17 protein-coding genes are annotated in these 20,553 nt (G+C 68.2%); 12 read left to right on the top strand and 5 right to left on the bottom strand.

Features of this window, described 5'->3' with window-relative positions; genetic code table 11:
* The first annotated feature begins 54 nt into the window (after window positions 1-54).
* Window positions 55-345 carry a hypothetical protein gene (locus tag ABFX36_RS13125; RefSeq protein ID WP_346076702.1) on the top strand — a complete coding sequence of 97 codons (291 nt, stop codon included), beginning with the start codon at window positions 55-57 and terminating at the stop codon, window positions 343-345.
* Here ABFX36_RS13125 and ABFX36_RS13130 read toward each other — a convergent pair.
* Window positions 342-1,130, bottom strand: coding sequence for a class I SAM-dependent methyltransferase (locus ABFX36_RS13130; protein WP_346076704.1), 789 nt, complete (start codon window positions 1,128-1,130; stop codon window positions 342-344). The two genes, ABFX36_RS13125 and ABFX36_RS13130, sit on opposite strands and share 4 nt — an antisense overlap.
* Window positions 1,127-3,985, bottom strand: a complete 2,859-nt coding sequence (uvrA, locus tag ABFX36_RS13135; protein ID WP_346076706.1) for an excinuclease ABC subunit UvrA — start codon at window positions 3,983-3,985, stop codon at window positions 1,127-1,129. Before uvrA ends, ABFX36_RS13130 begins: the two co-directional genes overlap by 4 nt.
* Before the next feature lie 106 nt (window positions 3,986-4,091).
* Here uvrA and ABFX36_RS13140 point away from each other — a divergent pair, with 106 nt between their 5' ends.
* The 3 genes from ABFX36_RS13140 to ABFX36_RS13150 all read left to right on the top strand — a co-directional run bounded on the left by ABFX36_RS13140 (window position 4,092) and on the right by ABFX36_RS13150 (window position 8,043).
* Window positions 4,092-4,790: an MBL fold metallo-hydrolase gene (locus ABFX36_RS13140; protein WP_006895456.1), complete on the top strand. Its 699-nt coding sequence runs from the start codon at window positions 4,092-4,094 to the stop codon at window positions 4,788-4,790.
* Window positions 4,791-4,904: 114 nt separating this feature from the next.
* Window positions 4,905-5,651, top strand: coding sequence for a DoxX family protein (locus tag ABFX36_RS13145; protein ID WP_006895455.1), 747 nt, complete (start codon window positions 4,905-4,907; stop codon window positions 5,649-5,651).
* A gap of 67 nt (window positions 5,652-5,718) precedes the next feature.
* Window positions 5,719-8,043 (top strand): HelD family protein, encoded by a 2,325-nt coding sequence (locus tag ABFX36_RS13150; protein WP_039867009.1) that lies wholly within the window; start codon window positions 5,719-5,721, stop codon window positions 8,041-8,043.
* A 93-nt stretch (window positions 8,044-8,136) separates the two neighbouring features.
* Here the strand turns inward: ABFX36_RS13150 and ABFX36_RS13155 are convergent, their stop codons facing one another.
* Together ABFX36_RS13155 and uvrB are read right to left on the bottom strand one after the other, a co-directional pair.
* Window positions 8,137-8,580, bottom strand: a complete 444-nt coding sequence (locus tag ABFX36_RS13155) for a universal stress protein (protein WP_006895453.1) — start codon at window positions 8,578-8,580, stop codon at window positions 8,137-8,139.
* Window positions 8,581-8,692: 112 nt separating this feature from the next.
* Complete coding sequence (uvrB, locus tag ABFX36_RS13160) at window positions 8,693-10,846, bottom strand: excinuclease ABC subunit UvrB (RefSeq protein WP_039867008.1); 2,154 nt, start codon at window positions 10,844-10,846, stop codon at window positions 8,693-8,695.
* A gap of 124 nt (window positions 10,847-10,970) precedes the next feature.
* On the opposite strand from uvrB, the gene ABFX36_RS13165 reads away from it, so the two are divergent.
* The 8 genes from ABFX36_RS13165 (at window position 10,971) to ABFX36_RS13200 (ending at window position 19,608) form a co-directional block, all read left to right on the top strand.
* On the top strand, window positions 10,971-11,414 hold the full coding sequence (locus tag ABFX36_RS13165; RefSeq protein ID WP_062367758.1) for a VOC family protein: 444 nt from the start codon (window positions 10,971-10,973) through the stop codon (window positions 11,412-11,414).
* Window positions 11,415-11,482: 68 nt separating this feature from the next.
* On the top strand, window positions 11,483-11,929 hold the full coding sequence (locus ABFX36_RS13170; protein ID WP_062367757.1) for a QcrA and Rieske domain-containing protein: 447 nt from the start codon (window positions 11,483-11,485) through the stop codon (window positions 11,927-11,929).
* A 122-nt stretch (window positions 11,930-12,051) separates the two neighbouring features.
* On the top strand, window positions 12,052-13,506 hold the full coding sequence (locus ABFX36_RS13175) for a class I adenylate-forming enzyme family protein (RefSeq protein WP_062367756.1): 1,455 nt from the start codon (window positions 12,052-12,054) through the stop codon (window positions 13,504-13,506).
* Between the two features lie 108 nt (window positions 13,507-13,614).
* Window positions 13,615-15,528 carry a DUF3556 domain-containing protein gene (locus ABFX36_RS13180; RefSeq protein ID WP_062367755.1) on the top strand — a complete coding sequence of 638 codons (1,914 nt, stop codon included), beginning with the start codon at window positions 13,615-13,617 and terminating at the stop codon, window positions 15,526-15,528.
* Complete coding sequence (locus tag ABFX36_RS13185) at window positions 15,528-16,964, top strand: phytoene desaturase family protein (protein ID WP_062367754.1); 1,437 nt, start codon at window positions 15,528-15,530, stop codon at window positions 16,962-16,964. Before ABFX36_RS13180 ends, ABFX36_RS13185 begins: the two co-directional genes overlap by 1 nt.
* Complete coding sequence (locus tag ABFX36_RS13190) at window positions 16,961-18,205, top strand: PucR family transcriptional regulator (protein WP_062367753.1); 1,245 nt, start codon at window positions 16,961-16,963, stop codon at window positions 18,203-18,205. The genes ABFX36_RS13185 and ABFX36_RS13190 overlap by 4 nt, the downstream gene beginning before the upstream one ends.
* A gap of 47 nt (window positions 18,206-18,252) precedes the next feature.
* A complete protein-coding gene (locus ABFX36_RS13195) occupies window positions 18,253-18,774 on the top strand; it encodes a ribonuclease FAU-1 family protein (RefSeq protein ID WP_062367752.1) in 522 nt (173 codons plus the stop codon).
* A 72-nt stretch (window positions 18,775-18,846) separates the two neighbouring features.
* Window positions 18,847-19,608 carry an LppU/SCO3897 family protein gene (locus ABFX36_RS13200; protein WP_062367751.1) on the top strand — a complete coding sequence of 254 codons (762 nt, stop codon included), beginning with the start codon at window positions 18,847-18,849 and terminating at the stop codon, window positions 19,606-19,608.
* A 44-nt stretch (window positions 19,609-19,652) separates the two neighbouring features.
* On the opposite strand, the gene ABFX36_RS13205 is transcribed toward ABFX36_RS13200, so the two are convergent.
* The gene (locus tag ABFX36_RS13205; RefSeq protein ID WP_062367750.1) at window positions 19,653-20,411 is read right to left on the bottom strand and encodes a TetR/AcrR family transcriptional regulator C-terminal domain-containing protein; all 759 of its coding nucleotides are present in this window, start codon (window positions 20,409-20,411) and stop codon (window positions 19,653-19,655) included.
* Window positions 20,412-20,553: the final 142 nt, after the last annotated feature.

A 20,553-nucleotide genomic window follows, 5' to 3' on the forward strand; every position in this document is an offset into this window, starting at 1 on the left:
GGCGCCCGGGTCTCAGAGCGTCCGGGTCGCAGACGTCCGGCGTAGGCTGGAGCGATGACGCATTCCGGCGACGACGAACCCCTCGACGCCGAGATCGTGCCGCCCGACTCCGTGCCGCCGGTGCAAGCACCCTCGTACGAAGAGGTCACCGGATACACGCCAGCGGGTGTGCCGACCTTCGATCACGTGCGCGACAAGATCGAGCAACGCACTGCGACGGCCATCGGGAGCCAGGAGCTGTCGGAGATGTCTGCGGAGGCCGAAGCGCTCGACGACGCGTTGGCGAAACGCGAAGAAGCCGCCAAGAAGAAGCTCGAGGAACTCCGGCGGTCGATGGGGCTCTAACGCCGCGGCCCGGCCGCCACCACGACCACCGTCTGCCCGTCCTCGCCGGGCACCACTCGCGGGTGCAGGCCGACAGCGCGAGCGGTCTCGTCGGCCGCGGGCGCCTGGCGGGCGTTCATCTCGATCGCGACAGCGCCGCCCGGCGCCAGCCACTCGGTCGCCTCGCGCAGCAGATCCGACGCGTGCCCCAGACCGTCGGCGCCCCCGCCGATCAGCGCCGAGCGCGGCTCGTGATCGGTGGCCTCATGCGGAAGCAGCTCCAGAGCCTGGGCCGGCACATACGGCGGGACCGCCGCGATCGCGTCGACCTCCCGGCGCAGCTCCGCAGGCAGTCCCGACAGCCCCGCGCCCCGGTACACCGCGCCCGAGGTGAGATTGCGGGAAGCGAACCCGACCGCGACCGGATCCGCGTCGGTCGCGGCCACCTGCGCGGACCGGCACCGGGCCGCGACGTACGACGCGATCGGCGCGACTCCGCAGAACGCCTCGACGAACACCGGCGCGGGCCGGGCTCCGAGCAGCTCGACGGCTACCCGCGCGAGCAGCCGCGACCGCTGTCGTGGCACGAAGGCTCCCGGCCCGACAGCCAGATCCAGACCGGCGAACTCGACGTGTCCGACGACGTGCTCCAGCGGCTCACCGGCCGCCCGCCGACGCGCCCACTGCTCGAGTTCTGCCTCGCCGTCCGCCCAGCGCCGGAGAACCGCGGCCTCCTCTTCGGCGAAGACGCAGCCCGCCGCACGCAATCGCGTGGTCAGCCAGTCGTCTCCGCCCGCCGCGATCACGACGCGAGCAACTCCCTGATGAAGGCGCCGGTGTGGCTCCGGGCGACCTCTGCCACCTGCTCAGGTGTGCCCTCGGCGACCACGGTGCCGCCGCCGCTGCCGCCCTCGGGTCCCATATCGATGATCCAGTCGGCGGTCTTGATCACGTCGAGGTTGTGCTCGATGACGATGACCGTGTTGCCCTTGTCGACGAGCCCGTTGATCACCAGCAGCAGCTTGCGGATGTCCTCGAAGTGCAGGCCGGTGGTCGGCTCGTCGAGAATGTACACCGTGCGGCCGGTCGACCGCTTCTGGAGTTCGGCAGCCAGCTTCACCCGCTGTGCCTCGCCTCCGGACAGGGTGGGTGCGGGCTGACCGAGCCTCACATACCCGAGACCCACGTCGACCAGCGTCTTGAGATACCGGTGGATCGAGGTGACCGGCTCGAAGAAGTCCGCGGCCTCCTCGATCGGCATGTCGAGGACCTCGGCGATCGTCTTGCCCTTGTAGTGCACCTCGAGCGTCTCGCGGTTGTACCGCGCGCCGTGGCACACCTCGCAGGGCACATAGACGTCGGGCAGGAAGTTCATCTCGATCTTGATGGTGCCCTCGCCCATGCACGCCTCGCACCGGCCGCCCTTCACGTTGAACGAGAACCGCCCGGGCTGGTAGCCGCGCACCTTCGCCTCGGTGGTCGCCGCGAACAACGTCCGGATCTTGTCGAAGACGCCCGTGTACGTGGCCGGATTCGATCGCGGTGTGCGGCCGATCGGCGACTGGTCCACCTGGACCAGTTTGTCGAGGTGATCGAGTCCCTTGATCCGCTTGTGATGGCCGGGCACCTGCCGCGCACCGTTCAGCTTGTTCGCGAGCACCGTGGCGAGGATGTCGTTCACGAGAGTCGACTTGCCCGACCCCGAGACGCCGGTGACCGCGGTCAGGACCCCCAGCGGGAACGACACGTCGATGTTCTTGAGGTTGTTCTCGCTGGCACCGACGACGGTCAGCATGCGCTTCTTGTCGATCGGACGCCGGATCGACGGAACCGGCAGCACTTCGCGGCCGGACAGATACGCGCCGGTGATCGACTCCGGATTCGCCAGCAGGTCCGGGTAGCTGCCGCTGTGCACCACTCGCCCACCGTGCTCGCCCGCACGCGGGCCGATGTCGACGATCCAGTCGGCGGCCCGGATGGTGTCCTCGTCGTGCTCGACGACGATCAGCGTGTTGCCCAGGTCGCGCAGCCGGACGAGAGTGTCGATCAGCCGCCGGTTGTCCCGCTGGTGCAGACCGATGGACGGTTCGTCGAGCACGTACAGCACTCCCGCGAGCCCGGCTCCGATCTGCGTCGCGAGGCGGATGCGCTGAGCCTCGCCGCCGGAGAGCGAACCCGCCGCCCGCGAGAGCGAGAGGTACTCGAGGCCGACATCGAGCAGGAATGTGATGCGCGCCTGCACCTCCTTGAGGACCCGTCCGGCGATGGCGGCCTCGCGCTCGCCGAGTTCCAGACCGTTCAGGTAGTCGGCGCACTCGGCGACCGACAGCGACGTGACGTCGGCGATCGACTTGGGACCGTACACCGGGTGGTCGAGCGTGACCGCCAGGATCTCCGGCCGCAGCCGGGCGCCGTTGCAGGCCGGGCACGGCACGTCGCGCATATAGCCCTCGTAGCGGTCCTTCATCTGCTCGGACTCGGTGGTCTCCGCACGCCGCGACAGGAACGCCATGACGCCCTCGAACTCGGTGTAGTACGACCGCGTCCGTCCATACCGGTTGCGGAACTTCACATGGACCTGATGATCGGAGCCGTTCAGCAGTGCTCTGCGCGCGGTACGCGGCAACGACTCCCACGGGGTGTCGACGTCGAACCCCATCTGGTCGCCCAGACCCTCGATCAGCCGGAGGAAGTAGTCGGCGTTATGACCGGTCGACCAGGGGGCGATCGCACCCTCCCGCAGGGTGAGGTCGGGATCCGGCACCACGAGCGATTCGTCGACCTCCTTGCGGACGCCCAGACCGTCGCACTCGGGACAGGCGCCGAACGGCGAGTTGAACGAGAACGCGCGCGGCTCGAGATCGTCGATCGCGATCGGGTGGGAGTTCGGGCAGGCCATCCGCTCCGAGAAGCGCCGCTGCCGGTTCGGGTCGGATTCGTCGACGTCCACGAAGTCCAGCACCACGATGCCGTCCGCCAGCCGCAGCGCCGTCTCCACCGAGTCGGTCAGACGCTGGCGGGCCGACGGCTTCACGACCAGGCGGTCGACCACCACGTCGATGTCGTGCTTCTCCTGCTTCTTGAGCTTCGGCGGATCCGACAGCTGGTGAACGGCTCCGTCGACCATCGCGCGCGCGAAACCCTGGACCTGCAGTTCGGCGAACAGATCCACGAACTCGCCCTTGCGGCTGCGCACCACGGGGGCGAGGACCTGAAAGCGCACGCCCTCGGCCATCGCCAGCACCTGATCGACGATCTGCTGCGGCGTCTGGCGGGCGATCTTCTCGCCGCACACCGGACAGTGCGCGGTACCGGCGCGCGCGTAGAGCAAGCGCAGGTAGTCGTAGACCTCGGTGATGGTGCCGACCGTCGAGCGCGGGTTCCGGTTGGTCGACTTCTGATCGATCGACACCGCGGGCGAGAGCCCCTCGATGAAGTCGACGTCGGGCTTGTCCATCTGCCCGAGGAACTGCCGCGCATACGCCGACAGGGACTCGACATAGCGTCGCTGCCCCTCGGCGAAGATCGTGTCGAACGCGAGCGACGACTTCCCGGAACCGGACAGGCCGGTGAACACGATCAGCGAATCGCGCGGCAGGTCGACATCGATCCCGCGCAGATTGTGCTCCCGTGCACCCCGGACGATCAGGCGATCAACCACAGAAAGTTCCTTACGTTCACGTCGCAGAATTATCCGGCTGCAAGCGTACGCGGACCCTCCGACAATTCCGGCTGGGCATCACGGCCGAGGACGTTAACCTGGGAATATGAGCATCGAGGTAGAACTGACCGACGACTACACGGGCAACGTGTCCCCCGATCCCGATCACCACGGCGCGCATGCGCAGCGCCGGGCGCTCGACAACGCGACGATCGTCAAGATGTCGGTGGGACCGATGGACAACAACGTCTACATCGTCACCGACTCCGCGACCGGGAAGAGCCTGCTGATCGATGCGGCGAACGATCCGGAGACCATCCTCGCGCTGCTCGACGCGCTCCCCGGCGAGGTGACGCAGATCCTCACCACGCACGGACACTTCGACCACTGGCAGGGCCTCGAGGAGGTCCATCGGGTGCTTCAGGTGCCGATCGTCGTCGGGGAGGCCGACGCCGACGAGCTCCCGCTCGACCCCGACCGCACGCTCACCGGCGGCGAGACCATCGAGGTCGGAGACCTGTCGCTCGAGGTGATCGCCATCAGCGGCCACACCGCCGGATCCGTCACGCTGGTCCTCACCGAACGCTCCGGACGCGTGCACCTGTTCACCGGCGACACCCTGTTCCCGGGCGGCGTGGGCAAGACCTGGCAGCCGGGCGACTTCGAGATCCTGCTCGACGGCGTCACCGAGAAACTCTTCGACCGATTCGGGGACGACACCGTCGTCTACCCCGGGCACGGCAAGGACACCACTCTCGGCGCCGAGCGTCCGCATCTGAGCGAGTGGCGCGAACGCGGCTGGTGAGCCGGGCCCGGATCGGTAGCCTCGGAGGAGGGACGTCGCTCGGCCACTGCCGACCGCATCGAGGATCGGGCCGGCCGGGCGTCCGGATCACAGTCCCCCGATGAAAGGACGACCATGCTGTTACGCAAGATCGCACGACCTCTGCTCGGCACCGCGTTCATCGCCTCCGGCGCCGACGCGCTCACCTCACCGTCGCGCCGCGCCCAGGCATCCGAGCCGCTGGTCGATTCCACGGTTCGCGCCGAGACCGTCGTTCAGGTCGCCGGAGCCGTACAGATCGCCGCGGGCGTCGCCCTCGCCACCGGCCGCGCACCGCGGCTGGCGTCGTCCGTCCTCGCCGGAACCATCGTTCCGACCATGGTCCTGGCCAGCGACTTCTGGAACGAGACGGACCCGGCCCGGCGTGCGCTGAAGCAGTCGTTGTTCGTGAAGGATGTGGGACTGCTCGGCGGAGTCCTGATCGCCGCCGCCGACACCGAGGGACGCCCGTCCCTGGGCTGGCGCGCCCGGCGGACGCTCGAGCAGGCGCAGGTGCAGGCACACCAGCTGGCGGACCGGGCTGCGAAGCCGCTGCACGCCGCGGCCGAGGTGGAACCGGAACGGTTCACCGACCGCGCGAGTGCGCTCGCGCACGATGCGGCCGAACGCGCACAGGAAGTGGTAGACCGCGTGCCCGTGGACGAGATCCGGGACCGCGCCTCACAGCTCGCGGGCACCGCCCGCGCGCAGCTCGCCGACACCACCCAGGAGATCGTCGATCGCGCACCCGAGTTCGCCGAACACGCACGCGACGTCGCGACGAGGGTCGGCGAGGAGACCGCTGTCCGCGCCCGCCGGTGGCGCCGCCAGCTCGCGAGCTGACTCCCGGCCCCTTCTGGGCAGATCCCGGTAACATGGAACGACTGTGACAGCGCCACACCCCCGTTCCGTGCCCTCCGACCCCACGCCGGCCGACACCGCATCCGATCCGCGACTCGCGCAGGAGCAAGTCCATCTGGATGCGGTGTACGGCCGGCTCGACCGCATGCGTGCCAACGCCAAGCGCAGGCTGAGCGAGACTCTCCGCGAGTCGGCGGGCACACCGCAGGCGCTCTCCGAACGCGAGTCGTACGAACGGATGTACCAGGAGGACCTGGTCAAGATCGACGCCGCCGAACACAACCTGTACTTCGGTCGGCTCGACATGACCGACGGCACCGACACCGACACCGTCCGGCGCATCGGCCGGATCGGAATCCTCGACGACGACGAGCAGGACACGACGCTGCTCCTCGACTGGCGCGCCCCACTGGCCCGGCCCTTCTATCTCGCGACCCCCGCGTCACCGGAAGACGTGGAACGCCGCAGGCACATCCGGACGCGGTCGCGTGCGGTCCGATCCGTGTCCGACGAGTACCTCGCATCCGGCCGCATCGAGACGAGCTCCGACGGCGCCGAGCTCGGCGGCAACGTCGTCAACGAGGCGGCCCTGGTGGACGCTCTCAACGCCGCTCGCACGGGCGAGATGACCGACATCGTCGAGACGATCCAGCGCGAGCAGGACGAGATCATCCGCTCCACGCATCGCGGCGTCACGGTGGTCCAGGGCGGGCCGGGCACCGGTAAGACCGCGGTAGCGCTGCACCGCGCCGCATACCTGCTGTACACCTACCGCGATATGCTCTCGCGCAGCGGTGTGCTCATCATCGGGCCGAACGCCGATTTCCTTCAGTACATCGGCCAGGTTCTTCCCTCGCTCGGCGAGACGGGAGTCCTGCTCTCCACCATCGGAGACCTGTTCCCCGATGTGCGCGCGCGGGCCAGAGACTCCCGCACCGCAACCGCGCTGAAAGGCGACCAGCGGATGCTGAACGTGCTCCGCGCCGCGGTCCGCGCCAAACAGGCGCTCCCCGGCCGCGGTGTCACCGTCCCGTTCGACGGCTATGAGCTGCCGATCGACGCCGAGGTGGTCAAGGCTGCGCGGGCGCACGCGCGGTCCACGCGACGGGCCCACAATCTCGCGCAGCGCGCATTCCTGCGGGCGGCGCTCGACGAACTCGCAGAGGTGCACGCCCGCCAGGTGGGAGCGGACCCGCTGGACGGCAGCCAACTGCTCACCAGCGCCGATCTGGAGGACATCCGCCGGGAGCTGGAGTCCGATCCCCACGTCGTCCAGGCGCTCGGCGAGTTCTGGCCTGCCTTGACACCGCAAGGGGTTCTCCGCGAGCTCTACGACGACCCCGCACTCCTGCGGAAGTCGACGCGCGGTTGGACCGACGAGGAACGCGACGCACTCCGTCGCGATGCGCATCCCCTGCGCGACGGCGCCGACTTCTCTCCCGCCGACGTCCCGCTGCTCGACGAACTCGCGGAACTGATCGGATACCGTACCGACGAGGCCGAACAGGTCCAACGCGCGCAGTGGCGGCAACGGCTCGCCGAAGCCCAGGACGCCCTCGACATCCTGACCGGTTCGGCACCGCAGGATCTGGAGGACGACCTCGACCCCGAGATCCTGATGGCGTACGACCTGATCGACGCCGAGCAACTGGCCGAACGGCAGGTGCACACCACGAGCCGGACCACCGCCGAGCGGGCCCACGACGACCGGACCTGGACCTTCGGGCACGTCATCGTCGACGAGGCGCAGGAACTCTCCTCGATGGCGTGGCGAATGGTGATGCGGCGGATCCCCAATCGCTGGATGACCGTCATCGGCGACACCGCCCAGACGGGCGATGCCGCGGGCGCCGATTCGTGGCGCGAGGTCTTCGAACCCTACGTCGCCGACCGCTGGCGATTGCACGAACTGACCGTCAACTATCGCACTCCGTCGGAGATCACGCGGTACGCCAACCGTGTTCTGAACTGGATCAATCCGGATCAAGCACCGCCGGAGTCGTTGCGCTCCAACGGGATCGAGCCATACGCGATCCGATCCGACGATGCCGCCGCCGCGGCAGTCGCGCTCGCGGAGGGCTCCCGCTGGCCCGGCCTCACCACGATCATCGCCTCGGACGGCACCGCCGAGGACGTCCGCGCACTCGCGTCGCCCGGCGATCGGGCCACGGTGCACGCGATCACCGCGGCGAAGGGTCTGGAGTTCGACAACGTGATCCTGCTCGAGCCCGCCGACCTGATCGCGGAGTCGCCGCGCGGATACAACGACCTGTACGTGGCGCTCACCCGAGCCACCCAGCGTCTGGTGGTGGTACACGCGCGCGCCCTGCCGCCCGACCTCGCCGACCTCCCGGACGACCTCCCGCACGAATGACGAGAACGGAGCCCGGCCGAGCCGCGTGAGGCGGTTCGGCCGGGCTCCGGTTGACCGTGGCGGTCGATACGAATCGCCCCGCGTCGTGCCGGTCTACGTGGTGTGGACGATCAGGACATCGCAGGCGGCCTTGCGCGCGACGTCGGCCGGGACCGAACCCAGCAGGCGGCCGGCGATCGAGTTCAGGCCCTTGTTGCCGACCACCAGCAGATCCGCCTGCACGTCGACGACGAGCTGCAGAAGCGCGTCGACCGGGGCGCCCTGCACCGCACGCTGGACCACCTTGGTGGCACCGGCCTTGACGGCCCGCTCCTTCGCGGTGCGGAGGATCTCCTCGGTCGGCGACGATCCCATCACCTGGTACGCCTCGTCACGCAGCGTGTCCGACGCGGCGGCGGCCGCCTTCCCGTCGTTCGGGAAGTACGCGCACGCGATGACGACGGTTGCGTCCCCGGCGATCGCTCCAGCACGCTCGACTGCCTTCATCGACGACTCCGAGCCGTCCGTGCCGACCACGACTGTGGTGTAACCGCTCATGCCTGTCTTTCCCTCCAGAAGCGACGTGGGGCCGATATGTGAACGATCTCCGCATCCGGCCTCGGAATGCCTTACCGGTCATGAACATACCTTGACTCACCGCGGATCTGCGTCACTTGATCCCTGCGGCGTCCATTCCGCGCAGTTCCTTCTTGAGATCTGCGATCTCGTCACGCAGGCGTGCCGCCAACTCGAACTGCAGATCACGGGCCGCATTCATCATCTGCTCGGTGAGTTGTTGCACCAGATCGGCCAGTTCCGCGCGGGGCATGGCCGATGTGTCCCGATTCTCGATGACCCCCGAGGTTGCGACCTTCGACACTTCGCCCTGCGCGCGTCGCCCTCGACTGGCGTTGCGTCCTGAGCCGCCGATCTCCACCGCGTCCTCGGCCTCCGCGTACACCTGGTCGAGGATGTCGGCGATCTTCTTCCGCAGCGGCTGCGGGTCGACCCCCTTCTCCTCGTTGTAGGCGATCTGCTTGGCACGACGCCGGTCGGTCTCCTCGATCGCATTCGCCATCGAATCGGTGATCTTGTCGGCGTACATGTGGACCTCGCCCGAGACGTTTCGGGCGGCGCGACCGATGGTCTGGATCAGCGATGTGGTGCTGCGTAGGAAGCCCTCCTTGTCCGCGTCGAGAATCGCGACCAACGAGACCTCCGGAAGGTCGAGGCCCTCACGGAGCAGGTTGATGCCGACGAGCACGTCGTATTCACCGGTGCGCAGCTGTCTGAGCAACTCCACGCGCCTGAGGGTGTCGACCTCCGAATGCAGGTAGCGCACCCGGATGCCGAGTTCGAGCAGGTAGTCGGTGAGGTCTTCGGCCATCTTCTTGGTGAGGGTGGTGACCAGCACCCGTTCCTGGCGGTCGGTGCGTTCGCGGATCTCGTGCACCAGATCGTCGATCTGTCCCTTGGTCGGCTTCACCACGATCTGCGGATCGAGCAGGCCGGTCGGTCGGATGACCTGCTCGACGAACTCGCCTCCGGACTGGCCGAGCTCGTAGGGTCCCGGCGTGGCGGACAGATACACGGTCTGTCCGACTCGGTCGACGAACTCGTCCCACGTGAGCGGACGGTTGTCGACGGCGGACGGCAGACGGAACCCGTATTCGACCAGATTGCGCTTGCGGGACATGTCGCCCTCATACATCGCGCCGATCTGCGGGACAGTCACATGAGACTCGTCGATCACCAGGAGGAAGTCGTCCGGGAAGTAGTCGAGCAGGGTCGCCGGGGCGGTCCCCGGTCCGCGGCCGTCGATATGGCGCGAGTAGTTCTCGATACCCGAGCAGAAGCCGACCTGACGCATCATCTCGAGGTCGTACGTGGTCCGCATCCGCAGTCGTTGCGCTTCGAGCAGCTTGCCCTTGGCCTCGAGGTCGGCGAGCCGCTCCTCGAGTTCCTTCTCGATGCTCGCCATCGCGACCGCCATCCGTTCCGGACCGGCGACGTAGTGGGTCGCGGGAAAGATCCTCAGCGAGTCGACCTTGCGCACCACCTCACCGGTCAGCGGATGCAGATAATAGAGCGCGTCGACCTCGTCGCCGAAGAACTCGATCCGGACCGCGAGTTCCTCATACGAGGGGATGATCTCGACGGTATCGCCCCGTACGCGGAACCCGCCACGGGTGAACGCGACGTCGTTCCGCGTGTACTGGACGTCGACCAGCAGCCGCAGCAGCGCGTCGCGGTCGATCGAGTCGCCGACAGACAGTTCCACCGAGCGGTCGAGGTACGACTGCGGCGTCCCCAGGCCGTAGATGCAGGACACGGACGCGACCACCACCACGTCTCGGCGCGACAGCAGACTCGACGTGGCCGCGTGCCGGAGCCGCTCCACGTCGTCGTTGATCGAGCTGTCCTTCTCGATGTAGGTGTCCGTCTGCGCGATGTACGCCTCGGGCTGGTAGTAGTCGTAGTACGAGACGAAGTACTCGACGGCGTTGTGCGGCAACATCTCTCGCAACTCGTTCGCGAGCTGAGCGGCAAGCGTCTTGTTGGGCGCCATTACCAGGGTGGGCCGCTGCACGCGCTCGATGAGCCACGCGGTGGTCGCCGACTTGCCCGTGCCGGTGGCACCGAGCAGGACGATGTCGCGTTCACCGGCCTTGAGCCGTCGCTCCAGGTCTGCGATCGCGGTCGGCTGGTCGCCCGCCGGCTCGTATTCGCTGACGACCTCGAACTTCGCGTCGGTACGCTCGATCTCTCCGATCGGCCGGAACTCCGAGTGCGCGATCACCGGTTTCTCCGCTGGGAATGCCATGACACCAGGGTAGACGCGTGGTCTGACATGGGCCGGATCGAAACGAGGGCGCCCTGGAGGGGTAGTCGATGTCCGACCCCTGGTGCAGAATCGCCGTACAGCCAATCGGTCCTCGGAGGTCGCCATGACAGTTCCCGCCGTTCCACCTCCCGTCAGCGCGATCACTCTCGGCGTCCGCGACGTCGAGCGGTCGACGACGTTCTATGCCGATGGACTCGGCTTCCGCGTCCTGAACTCGATCCCCGGCGAGATCACGTTCCTGCAGATCGGCCCCGGCTTGATGCTCGCACTGTGGAACGTCTCCTCCATGCCCGGCGAGTACGGCGCTGTGGGTCACGGCGAGCTCGCCCCGCCGATGTCGCTCGGACACAACGTCGGCGACGCCGCCACCGTGCGGCGCATGTTCGACGCGGCCGTCGCCGCCGGCGCGTCAGCGATCAACCCGCCGACGGCTCAGGAGTGGGGCGGCACCAGCGCATGCGTCGCCGACCCGGACGGCTTCCGGTGGGACTTCGTATGGAACCCGGCCTTCTCCGTCGACGACGACGGAACCATCCGCGGCGTCTGACCGCACCGGCACTCGGGCTGCGCGATGATGAATCCGCATCGACTCGCTACCGAAGGGACCGACCAGCCATGTCTTCCGACACCCCGACCTCAACCAGCCCCGCGGGCGTCTCGCGCCGGACCTTTGTCGCGGGCGCGGGTGCCACCGCCGGAGCCCTGACTCTCGGCGTCGCGCTGAGCGCGTGCGGTTCGCGCGAGTCCGCTCCCGCGGGCGTGACCCCGCCGTCCGGAGCCCCGGCCGGCACGCTGGCCACCGTCTCCGACGTCCCCGTCGGCGGTGGGGTGATCGCCGGTGACGTGGTGATCACCCAGCCGAGAGCGGGCGACTACCAAGCGTTCACCGCTACGTGCACGCATGCGGGCTGCACCCTCTCCGGAGTCAGCGACGGCACCATCGACTGCCCGTGCCACGGCAGTAAGTTCCACCTCGACGGCACCGTCGCGAACGGTCCCGCCGACCGGCCGCTCAGCAAGGTCTCGGTGCGAGTCGACGGTTCCAACATCATCCGGGAGTGACGCCGCGGGCCTTGTGCTCAGTGCACAATCACCGCCGCGAATTCTGGCTTCGCAGGCCGTAGCCCGCCCACGAACACCTTTCTAGTGTTGTCTCTCACAACATCAATGAAAGGTGACCCACCGTGACTCCGACCGCGTCGTACTTCCCCTGGGACAATGCCGTTCGAGGCGAGGCACCGTGCATTCGAGACGACCGCCACGAATACTCGTATGCGGCGTTCGCGACTCGGGTCGACGCTTGCGCAGAACAACTCGCCGCACGCGGCGTCGTCGCGGGCGACGTCGTGGCCGCGATGCTGCCGAATCGTGCGGAACTGATCGTGGTGATGGCCGCCGCGTGGCGGCTCGGCGCGACCGCGACGCCGGTCAATCCGGCGTTCACCGACGAGGAGTCCACCCATCAGCTCGACGATGCCGGCGCGAGAGTCGTGGTCGCCGACCGTGCCGTCGGCGACCGGCCCGTCCTCGACGTGGAGGACCTCGCCCTCGAACCGAGTTCCGGGTGGATCGCGCCTGCGGCCCCGCCGCGTGATGCGGTGGCCCTGCTGATCTACACATCCGGGTCCACCGGGCGCCCCAAGGGCGTGCAGCTGACCCACGCCAACCTGCACTTCATAGCGACGTCGATGGTGCGGTTGCTGGAACTGACGGCCGCCGATCACGCCCTCCTCATCCTGCCGCTCTTCCACGTGAACGCGATCTGCGTGTCCGTCCTCTCACCGTTCCTCGCAGGCGCTCAGGTCAGCATCACCGGACGGTTCTCCGTGAGCAGGTTCTTCGACGACGTGCGTCGCCTGCGGCCCACGTACTTCTCCGGTGTCCCCACCGTCTACGCGCTCCTCGCGTCCTCCTCCGACTCCGCCGACGCCGACATGTCCTCGATCCGAGTCGCGATCTGCGGTGCGGCTCCGATCTCGCGAGAGCTCCTCACGCTGGTCCAGTCGCGGTTCGCGTTCCCGATCCTCGAGGGCTACGGACTCACCGAAGCCACATGCGCCAGCGCCTGCAATCCGCTGCGCGGCGAACGCCGGCTCGGCACGGTGGGACCCGCCCTGCCGGGCCAGACGATCGCCGTCGTGGACGCCGAGGGCCGCGAGCTGCCCGCAGGCGAGACGGGCGAGATCGTGATCAGCGGTCCGGCGGTGATGCTCGGCTACCTCGGCCGGCCCGGCGCGACCGCTGACGTCCTCGTCGACGGGCGGCTGCACACCGGTGACGTCGGACGCCTCGACGCCGACGGCTACCTCACCGTGGTCGACCGCATCAAGGACATGATCATCCGCGGCGGCGAGAACCTGTATCCGAAGGAGATCGAGGCGGCGCTCGCGACGCACCCGGACGTCCTCGAGTGCGCCGTCGTCGGCGCACCGGACAGCCTGTACGGAGAAGTGCCTGTCGCCTACGTCGTCCGCCATCCCGGCGCCACCGTGGACTCCCATGAGATCACCGCGCACCTCGCCCGGCGGCTGGCGCGGGTCAAACTCCCCGACGCCGTCCACATCGTCACCGAACTCCCCCGCAACCCGGTCGGCAAGATCGACAAGCCCGCCCTCCGTCGCGGGCTCGTCTCCGGCTGACGCTCTCGCACCCCGACTTCCCGCACGCCGCGCACGCCGCGGCGCGATACCCCCTGTCCGGCGACACCTGCTCTCCGCTCTCTCCCTACACGATTGGAGTGACCAACCATGGGTCTCACGCAACCCGACTTCCCGCCGGTCGATCCGGCGACCTTCCGCCGGCGACCGCTGCTGGACCGCCTGCGCGTGCTCAGCACGCACTGGGCCGAGTACGGCTTCGGTACGCAGAAGGCGGTTCACCTCATCTACCTCGCCAAAGTCCTCATCCTCTACATCGGTGTCGGCGTCACGATCGCCACGCTGAGCTCGGGCCACTCGCCGCTGGCCGTCTCGGAGTGGTGGAACCAGCCGGTGGTGTATCAGAAGCTGGTCCTCTGGACACTCCTCGTCGAGACGCTGGGCGTCGGCGGCTCGTGGGGACCGCTGGCCGGGCACTTCAAGCCGATGACCGGCGGCGCGCTGTTCTGGCTCCGGCCCCGGACCATCCGGCTGCCACCGTGGCCGGACAGAGTTCCCTTCACCAAGGGTGACTCCCGAACCCTCTTCGACGTCGCGCTCTACGCGGCGATCGTCGTGAACCTCGTCGTGGCACTGTTCCTGCCCACCGTGCACGGGAGCCGGCTCGACGCTCTGGTGCCGGGCAATCACGGTCTCGTGGATCCGGCCGTGCTCTATCCCTACCTCGCGATGATGGTGATCCTGGGGCTGCGGGACAAGGTGCCGTTCATCGCGGCGCGATCAGAGCAGTATCTGCCTGCGGTGGCCTTCTTCGCCTTCCTGCCCTTCGTCGACATGATCCTCGCGCTCAAACTGCTCATCGTGGTGGTGTGGGTCGGTGCCGGCGTCTCGAAGATGGGCAAGCACTTCTCCATGGTGATCGGGCCGATGATGTCGAACACGCCGTGGCTCGCCCTGAAGTCGGTCAAACGCCTCAACTATCGCTCGTTCCCCGACGACCTGCGTCCGTCGAAGATCGCCGGGTTGCTCGGCCACGTACTCGGCACCGTCGTCGAGATCGCCACTCCCCTGGTCCTGCTGTTCTCAGCCGATCGGACACTCACCGCGGCGGCCGTGGTCCTGATGGTCTGCTTCCATCTGTTCATCTTCTCGACGTTCCCGCTGGCGGTCCCGCTCGAGTGGAACATCCTCTTCGCCTACAGCGCGGTCTTCCTGTTCCTCGGCTTTCCGGCATGGGACGGCTACGCCCTGTCCGACACCGGCTCACCCTGGCTGATCGTGCTGATCGCGGTGGCGCTGCTGGTATTCCCGGTCCTCGGCAATCTGCGCCCCGACCTCGTCTCCTTCCTCCCGTCGATGCGGCAGTACGCAGGCAACTGGGCGGCGGCCACCTGGGCCTTCGCGCCCGGCGCCGAGGAGAAGCTCAACCGCCACGTGGTGCGCTCCTCGCTCAACACGAAGACGCAGCTCACGGCGACGTTCCCGGACGAGGTCGCCGACGTGGTGATGCACCAGATGCTCGCCTGGCGATCGATGCACAGCCAGGGCCGCGGCCTGCTGTCGCTGATGCAGCGGCATCTCGGCGACGACCGGATGAACACCTACGACCTGCGCGAAGCCGAGTTCTCCTGCAACTCGCTGGTCGCGTTCAACTTCGGTGACGGCCATCTCCACGACACCAAGATGATCGCCGCCCTGCAACGTCGCTGTGGATTCGCACCGGGCGAGTTCACCGTGGTGTGGGCCGAGTCCCAGCCCATCCACCGTGGAACCCAGGACTATCTGATCATCGACGCCGCACTCGGTGTCGTGGAGCGCGGCCGGTGGCGGGTCCGCGACGCGGTGAACGAACAGCCGTGGCTGCCGCACGGCCCGATCCCGGTGGAGGTGACCTGGCGTCGCGAGTTCGCGAGCCCGCATCCGGGCATTGACGCCTATACCAGCGTCGACCAGGCTGAGACCGTGAATCATCAAGCCGGACCCCGCACTTCGACGGAGACGGAGACAGTCGCGAAGACGGACACGCCGGCGGAGACGGATACGCCTGCGGCGGAGACCGTCTGATGTCCACCGCGGTCATCGTCGGCGGCGGGCCCAACGGGCTCGCCGCCGGGCTGCAGCTCGCACGCAACGGCGTGAAGGTCCAGGTTCTCGAAGCCGCGGACACCGTCGGCGGGGGTGCTCGCTCGGCGGAGTCGCTGGTGCCGGGTGTGATCCACGACCTGTGCTCGGCGTTTCATCCGATGGGGGTGGGTTCGCCGTTCTGGAGGGAGATCGATCTCGGCCGCTACGGCTTACGATGGCGCCGGCCCGAGATCGACTGCGCCCATCCCCTCGACTCCGGTGAGACCGCGCTGCTGTTCCGGTCGATCACCGAGACCGCGGACGGGCTGGGCGCCGACGGGCGCCGTTGGCGCGCCGCCCTCGGGGATCTCGCCAGGAACTTCGACGATCTCGGACACGATCTGCTGCGGCCGATCGCCCATGCACCCGTCCACCCGTTCGAACTCGCGGCCTTCGGCCCGCGGGCGCTGCTCCCGGTGTCAGTGATGGCCAGGCTGTTTCGCACCCCCGCCGGGCGTGCACTCTACGGCGGCATCGCCGCCCACGTGTACACCGACTTCGACCGACCGCTGACCGCCTCGCTGGGCTTGATGATCGCTGCGAGCGGGCACCGATACGGCTGGCCGGTGGCCGAAGGCGGCTCCGGCTCCATCATCGCCGCGGTCGCGGCCGCCCTGGCCGATCACGGCGGCACGATCGAGACCGGTGTCACCATCACGTCCCGCGATCAGATCCCCGCCGCCGATGTCGTGCTGCTAGACCTCTCTCCCGCACAGGCCGAACGGCTCTACGGAGACCGGATGCCGCCGCGTATCCGGCGCGCTTACCGCAGGTACCGGGTCGGTGCCGCCGCGTTCAAGGTCGATTTCGCGATTCGCGGCGACATCCCGTGGCGCGATAAGGACTGCGGACGTGCGGGCACGGTCCATCTGGGCGGGACCTTCGAGGAGATCAGGCGCGCCGAGAAGCTCCGTGACCGGGGAGTCCTGCCCGACCGGCCGTTCGTCCTGGTCGGACAGCAATACATCGCCGATCCGACGCGCAGTTCGGCGGGGATCAATCCGATCTGGTCGTACGCGCACGTTCCGGCCGGTTACTCCGGCGACGCGACGCAGCAAGTGATCTCGCAGATCGAGCGGTTCGCGCCCGGATTCCGCGACACCATTGTGGACATGAAGACCACGACGGTCCCCCAGATGGCCGCGTACAACCGTAATTACGCCGAAGGCGACATCATGGGCGGGGCCAATGACGGCCTGCAGCTCCTGTTTCGTCCCAGGGCAGCGTTGGATCCGTACTCGACCGGTGTGGACGGGGTGTTCCTGTGCTCGCAGTCCACACCGCCCGGCCCCGGCGTCCACGGTCTGTGCGGCTATCACGCGGCCGGGTCGGCGTTGCGGCATCTGCGACGGGCGGGCGACGGGCGACGACGGTGACCGAGATCGTCCGTGCCCGGGCCGCGGAGGTCGGCCGAGCGCTCGGCGCCGGACACCTGGCACTCTCGGACGTCGTCGCCGAGGCACTGGCGCGCGGGATCGCACCGCTCGACACCGATCCGGTGCTGGTCGAGATGCTCGAGGCCAGTGTCCACGCCAACGTGACCAACATCGTCCACATCCTGACCAACGACATTCCGCTGGCTCATCTGCAGCCGCCGACCGCGGCCGTCGAATACGCGCTGCGTCTGGCTCAGCGCGACATTCCGTCGAACGCGCTGGTCCGGGCCTACCACATGGGCCAGAACCTGGTTCAGCAGCGCTGCTACCGACTCATCGCCGACCAGCACCTGGGTGCGGCCGAGACCGTCGAGCTGACCGAGTACGTCTCGACCGTGCTGTATCGCTACATCGACTGGATCACCGCCGCGGTGTTCGAAGTGTACGAGGACGAACGGCGCAGGTGGATCGGGACGCAGGGCACCGTTCTGTCCTCGACGGTGCACAATCTCCTCGCGGCTCCCGAAGCCGGCGCGGCCACATTCGAACGCGAGACCGGTTACCGCCTCGATCGGGTGCATCGCGCGATCATCCTGTGGCTCACCGAACGCGCGTCCCTGGAACTGGCGGACCTCGATCGGGTGGCGCGCCGAGTCTTCGCCGGAATCGGGTCGGCGGCACCGGCGCTCATCGCTCCGGTCGACGCCTCCACCCTCTGGGCGTGGGTGCCCCTGGCGGACCGTGCGCGCGGCGTGGACGCCGTCGCCGCCCTGCGGACCGCCTCACTGCCGGAGGGTGTGCGGATGGCGTTCGGCGACGCTGCGCCGGGGACCGCCGGATTCTGCCGGAGTCACGAGCAGTCGCGCGCCGCATTCACCGTCGCGCATCTGCCGGACAGCCCGACCGGCCAGGTGACCGGCTTCGGGGATCGCGGGATCGCGCTGGCGGCGATGCTGGAACGCGACATCGAGCACACGCGGCCGTGGGTCCGCGAAGTCCTCGGCGACCTAGCGGAAGACAGCCCGTCGGCCGCGTCGCTGCGGGAGACCCTGGCCGTCTTTCTCGCGACGGGCGACAGTCACGTGCGGACCGCCGAACGGCTCAGCCTCCACCGGAACAGCGTCAAGTACCGCATCGACAAGGCGCTGGCGACCGTCGGGCCGGACCACGACCGGCTAGACGTGGGGTTGGCGCTGACCGCGTGCGAGTTCCTCGGCCCGATGGTGCTCATCGCACGATGACGCCGTTCCGCACCGCCGGCCGTCCGTCGCTGTGACAAGCTGGGCGCATGGCCGATCTGCATCCGCCCAAGCGCGAGGTCTTCGACGTCCCCGCGATGACGAACACCGATAACAAGGGCGTCGTGCGCGAGGTGCTCGACTACCGCGTCACCGACTTCGGGCTGTACATGTCGCGCACCGCCGACCATCCGCGCTTCACTCATCTGGAGAGCTGGCTGCTGCCGTCTCTCGGACTGCGCGCCAACATCTTCCACTTCGTGGCCGGCCACCGCCCGGGGCAACGCCTGTATCTCGATATCGGCGAGTTCTCCGGTCCCGACGAGGCGAGCCGCTGGCACGCGGTCGACTGGTATCTGGATCTCGTAGACGTTCCGGGCGAACCGCTCGCGCTGATCGACGTGGACGAATTGTTCGACGCGCATGCCGCCGGGTTCCTGACCACCGCACAGGCCGAAGACGCCGTGCGGATCGCGACGACGGCGCTGATCGGCGCGACGACCTCGGGAGATGTGCAGTCGTGGCTCGACGCGCAGGCGGGTACACCACTCGAATGGCTCGATCGAGCCTGATCGCCGGTATCGGGCGAACGTGTGACAGACTCCCCTACGGTTCTCATCTGCCTCACAGGAAGTCCGCCGTCGATGACGCCTCCCACCCCGCCCCACCAGCCCGAGCCGGCCGGCCGACAACCTGCGCCGTATCCGCAGCCCGAACCTCAGCCTCAACCGTATCCTCAGTACGGACAGCCTTACCCGCAGCCGCAAGCGCCCGTCGGCGGGTTCGCTCCCGTCCCCGGCACGCCGGGCTATCCGCCGCCGCCGCCGAAGAAGAACGGGATCCGACGCGTCGTCATCGTCGCCGTCATCCTCCTCGCAGTGGTGATCGCCGGAGCCGTAGCTGCGACGATCCTGAAGGACAAGGACAGCGGGACGAGCGTCGACTCGAGCCCCATCGGTTCGTGCATCACGGTGGACGGATCGACCACCGATGTGACGACCGCCGCCATCGACTGCGCCGACACGAGCTCGGTCTCGTACATCGTCGGCGCCAAACTGGACTCCCAGGCGGCATGCGAAGCCGGCCACTACAACTACTACGTGTACGAATACGGCACCGGCGCAGCAGACAAGGTGATGTGCCTGATCCCGAACTACCGGGTGGGCACGTGCTACGAGGAATCGACCATCTCGATCGGCGCCGACCTCAAGACCGTCGCCTGTTCGACGCCCTCGTCGAGCCTGACCGCCCGATACAAGATCACCGAGCGGGCCGAGTCCGCGAACGTGCCGAACTGCACCGATTCCGAGAAGCAGAAGGCGTTCACCTACGAGGTGCAGACCGATCCGGCGCGCCGGATCGGCTTCTGCGCCGAGATTCAGGGCGACGGGTACGGCTGGAAGTAGCCCGTCCCGGCACCGGCCTCATCCGACCGATCGCGCACCCGCACTCATCCGCGGATGATGCCGGCGATCAGTCGGGTGAGGCCGAACTCGTATGCGTGGTCGGCGTTTCCCGGGCCGGCGAACTCCTCGCCCACGGCGGTGCCGACCCGGGACGAGATCGGATACCGCCCCTCGGGCATCGCATCGGCGAGCAATGGCCCGGCCGTCTCCCACCACTGTTCGTCGGTCATTCCCGAGTTCGCGTACGTCACCATCTGGTCGATCCGCGAGCGGGCATTGCCGATGGCGAAGGCTCGCAGCGAAGCGATCACCGCGTCCAGCTCCACATCGCCGAAGTGCTTCCCCGACCTGGCCCCGGCCGCCGCGACGGCGGAGAGCTGGACCTCGTATCTATGCGAGGAGCCCGGTCCCGGGACCGGGCGCCACGCAGGGACGTCGAGCAGCCACGGATGCCGGAGGATCTCGTCACGGTACTGATCGGCAACCGCCCGCAGCACTGCGTCGATAGTCGCGCTCGTGTCGATCGCGGTGTCTTCGACCGCCACCGCGTCGACCATCAGAGCCAGCAGAATCTCCCGGTTCGGCACATACGTGTAGAGCCCCATCGGCTTGAGTCCGACGTCCGCGGCGAGCACCCGCATCGACAGCTGCGCCAGCCCGTTCGCATCGGCGATCGCCACCGCCGCCCGCACCACCGCCTCAACGGTGGTGCGCTGCCGCGGTCCCGGCCGGACCTGAACATCACTCGGTGCCCGCCACAGCAGTTCGACGGTGCGCCGCACGTTCTCGGTCTCGTCCGCCATCCTCGACAATCCTCTCCGTAAGGCGTACGGTATCAGTTCCGTACATCGTACGCCATCCCCACAGGTTCTCGGAGGAGACATTCTGACCAGGCAGAACGTACCCCTGCACGCCACCTATCTGACCGACCGGCATGCGTTCGCA

This window comes from Gordonia cholesterolivorans (genome assembly GCF_039531975.1).
In the GTDB taxonomy this organism is placed as follows: Bacteria; Actinomycetota; Actinomycetes; order Mycobacteriales; family Mycobacteriaceae; genus Gordonia; species Gordonia sihwensis.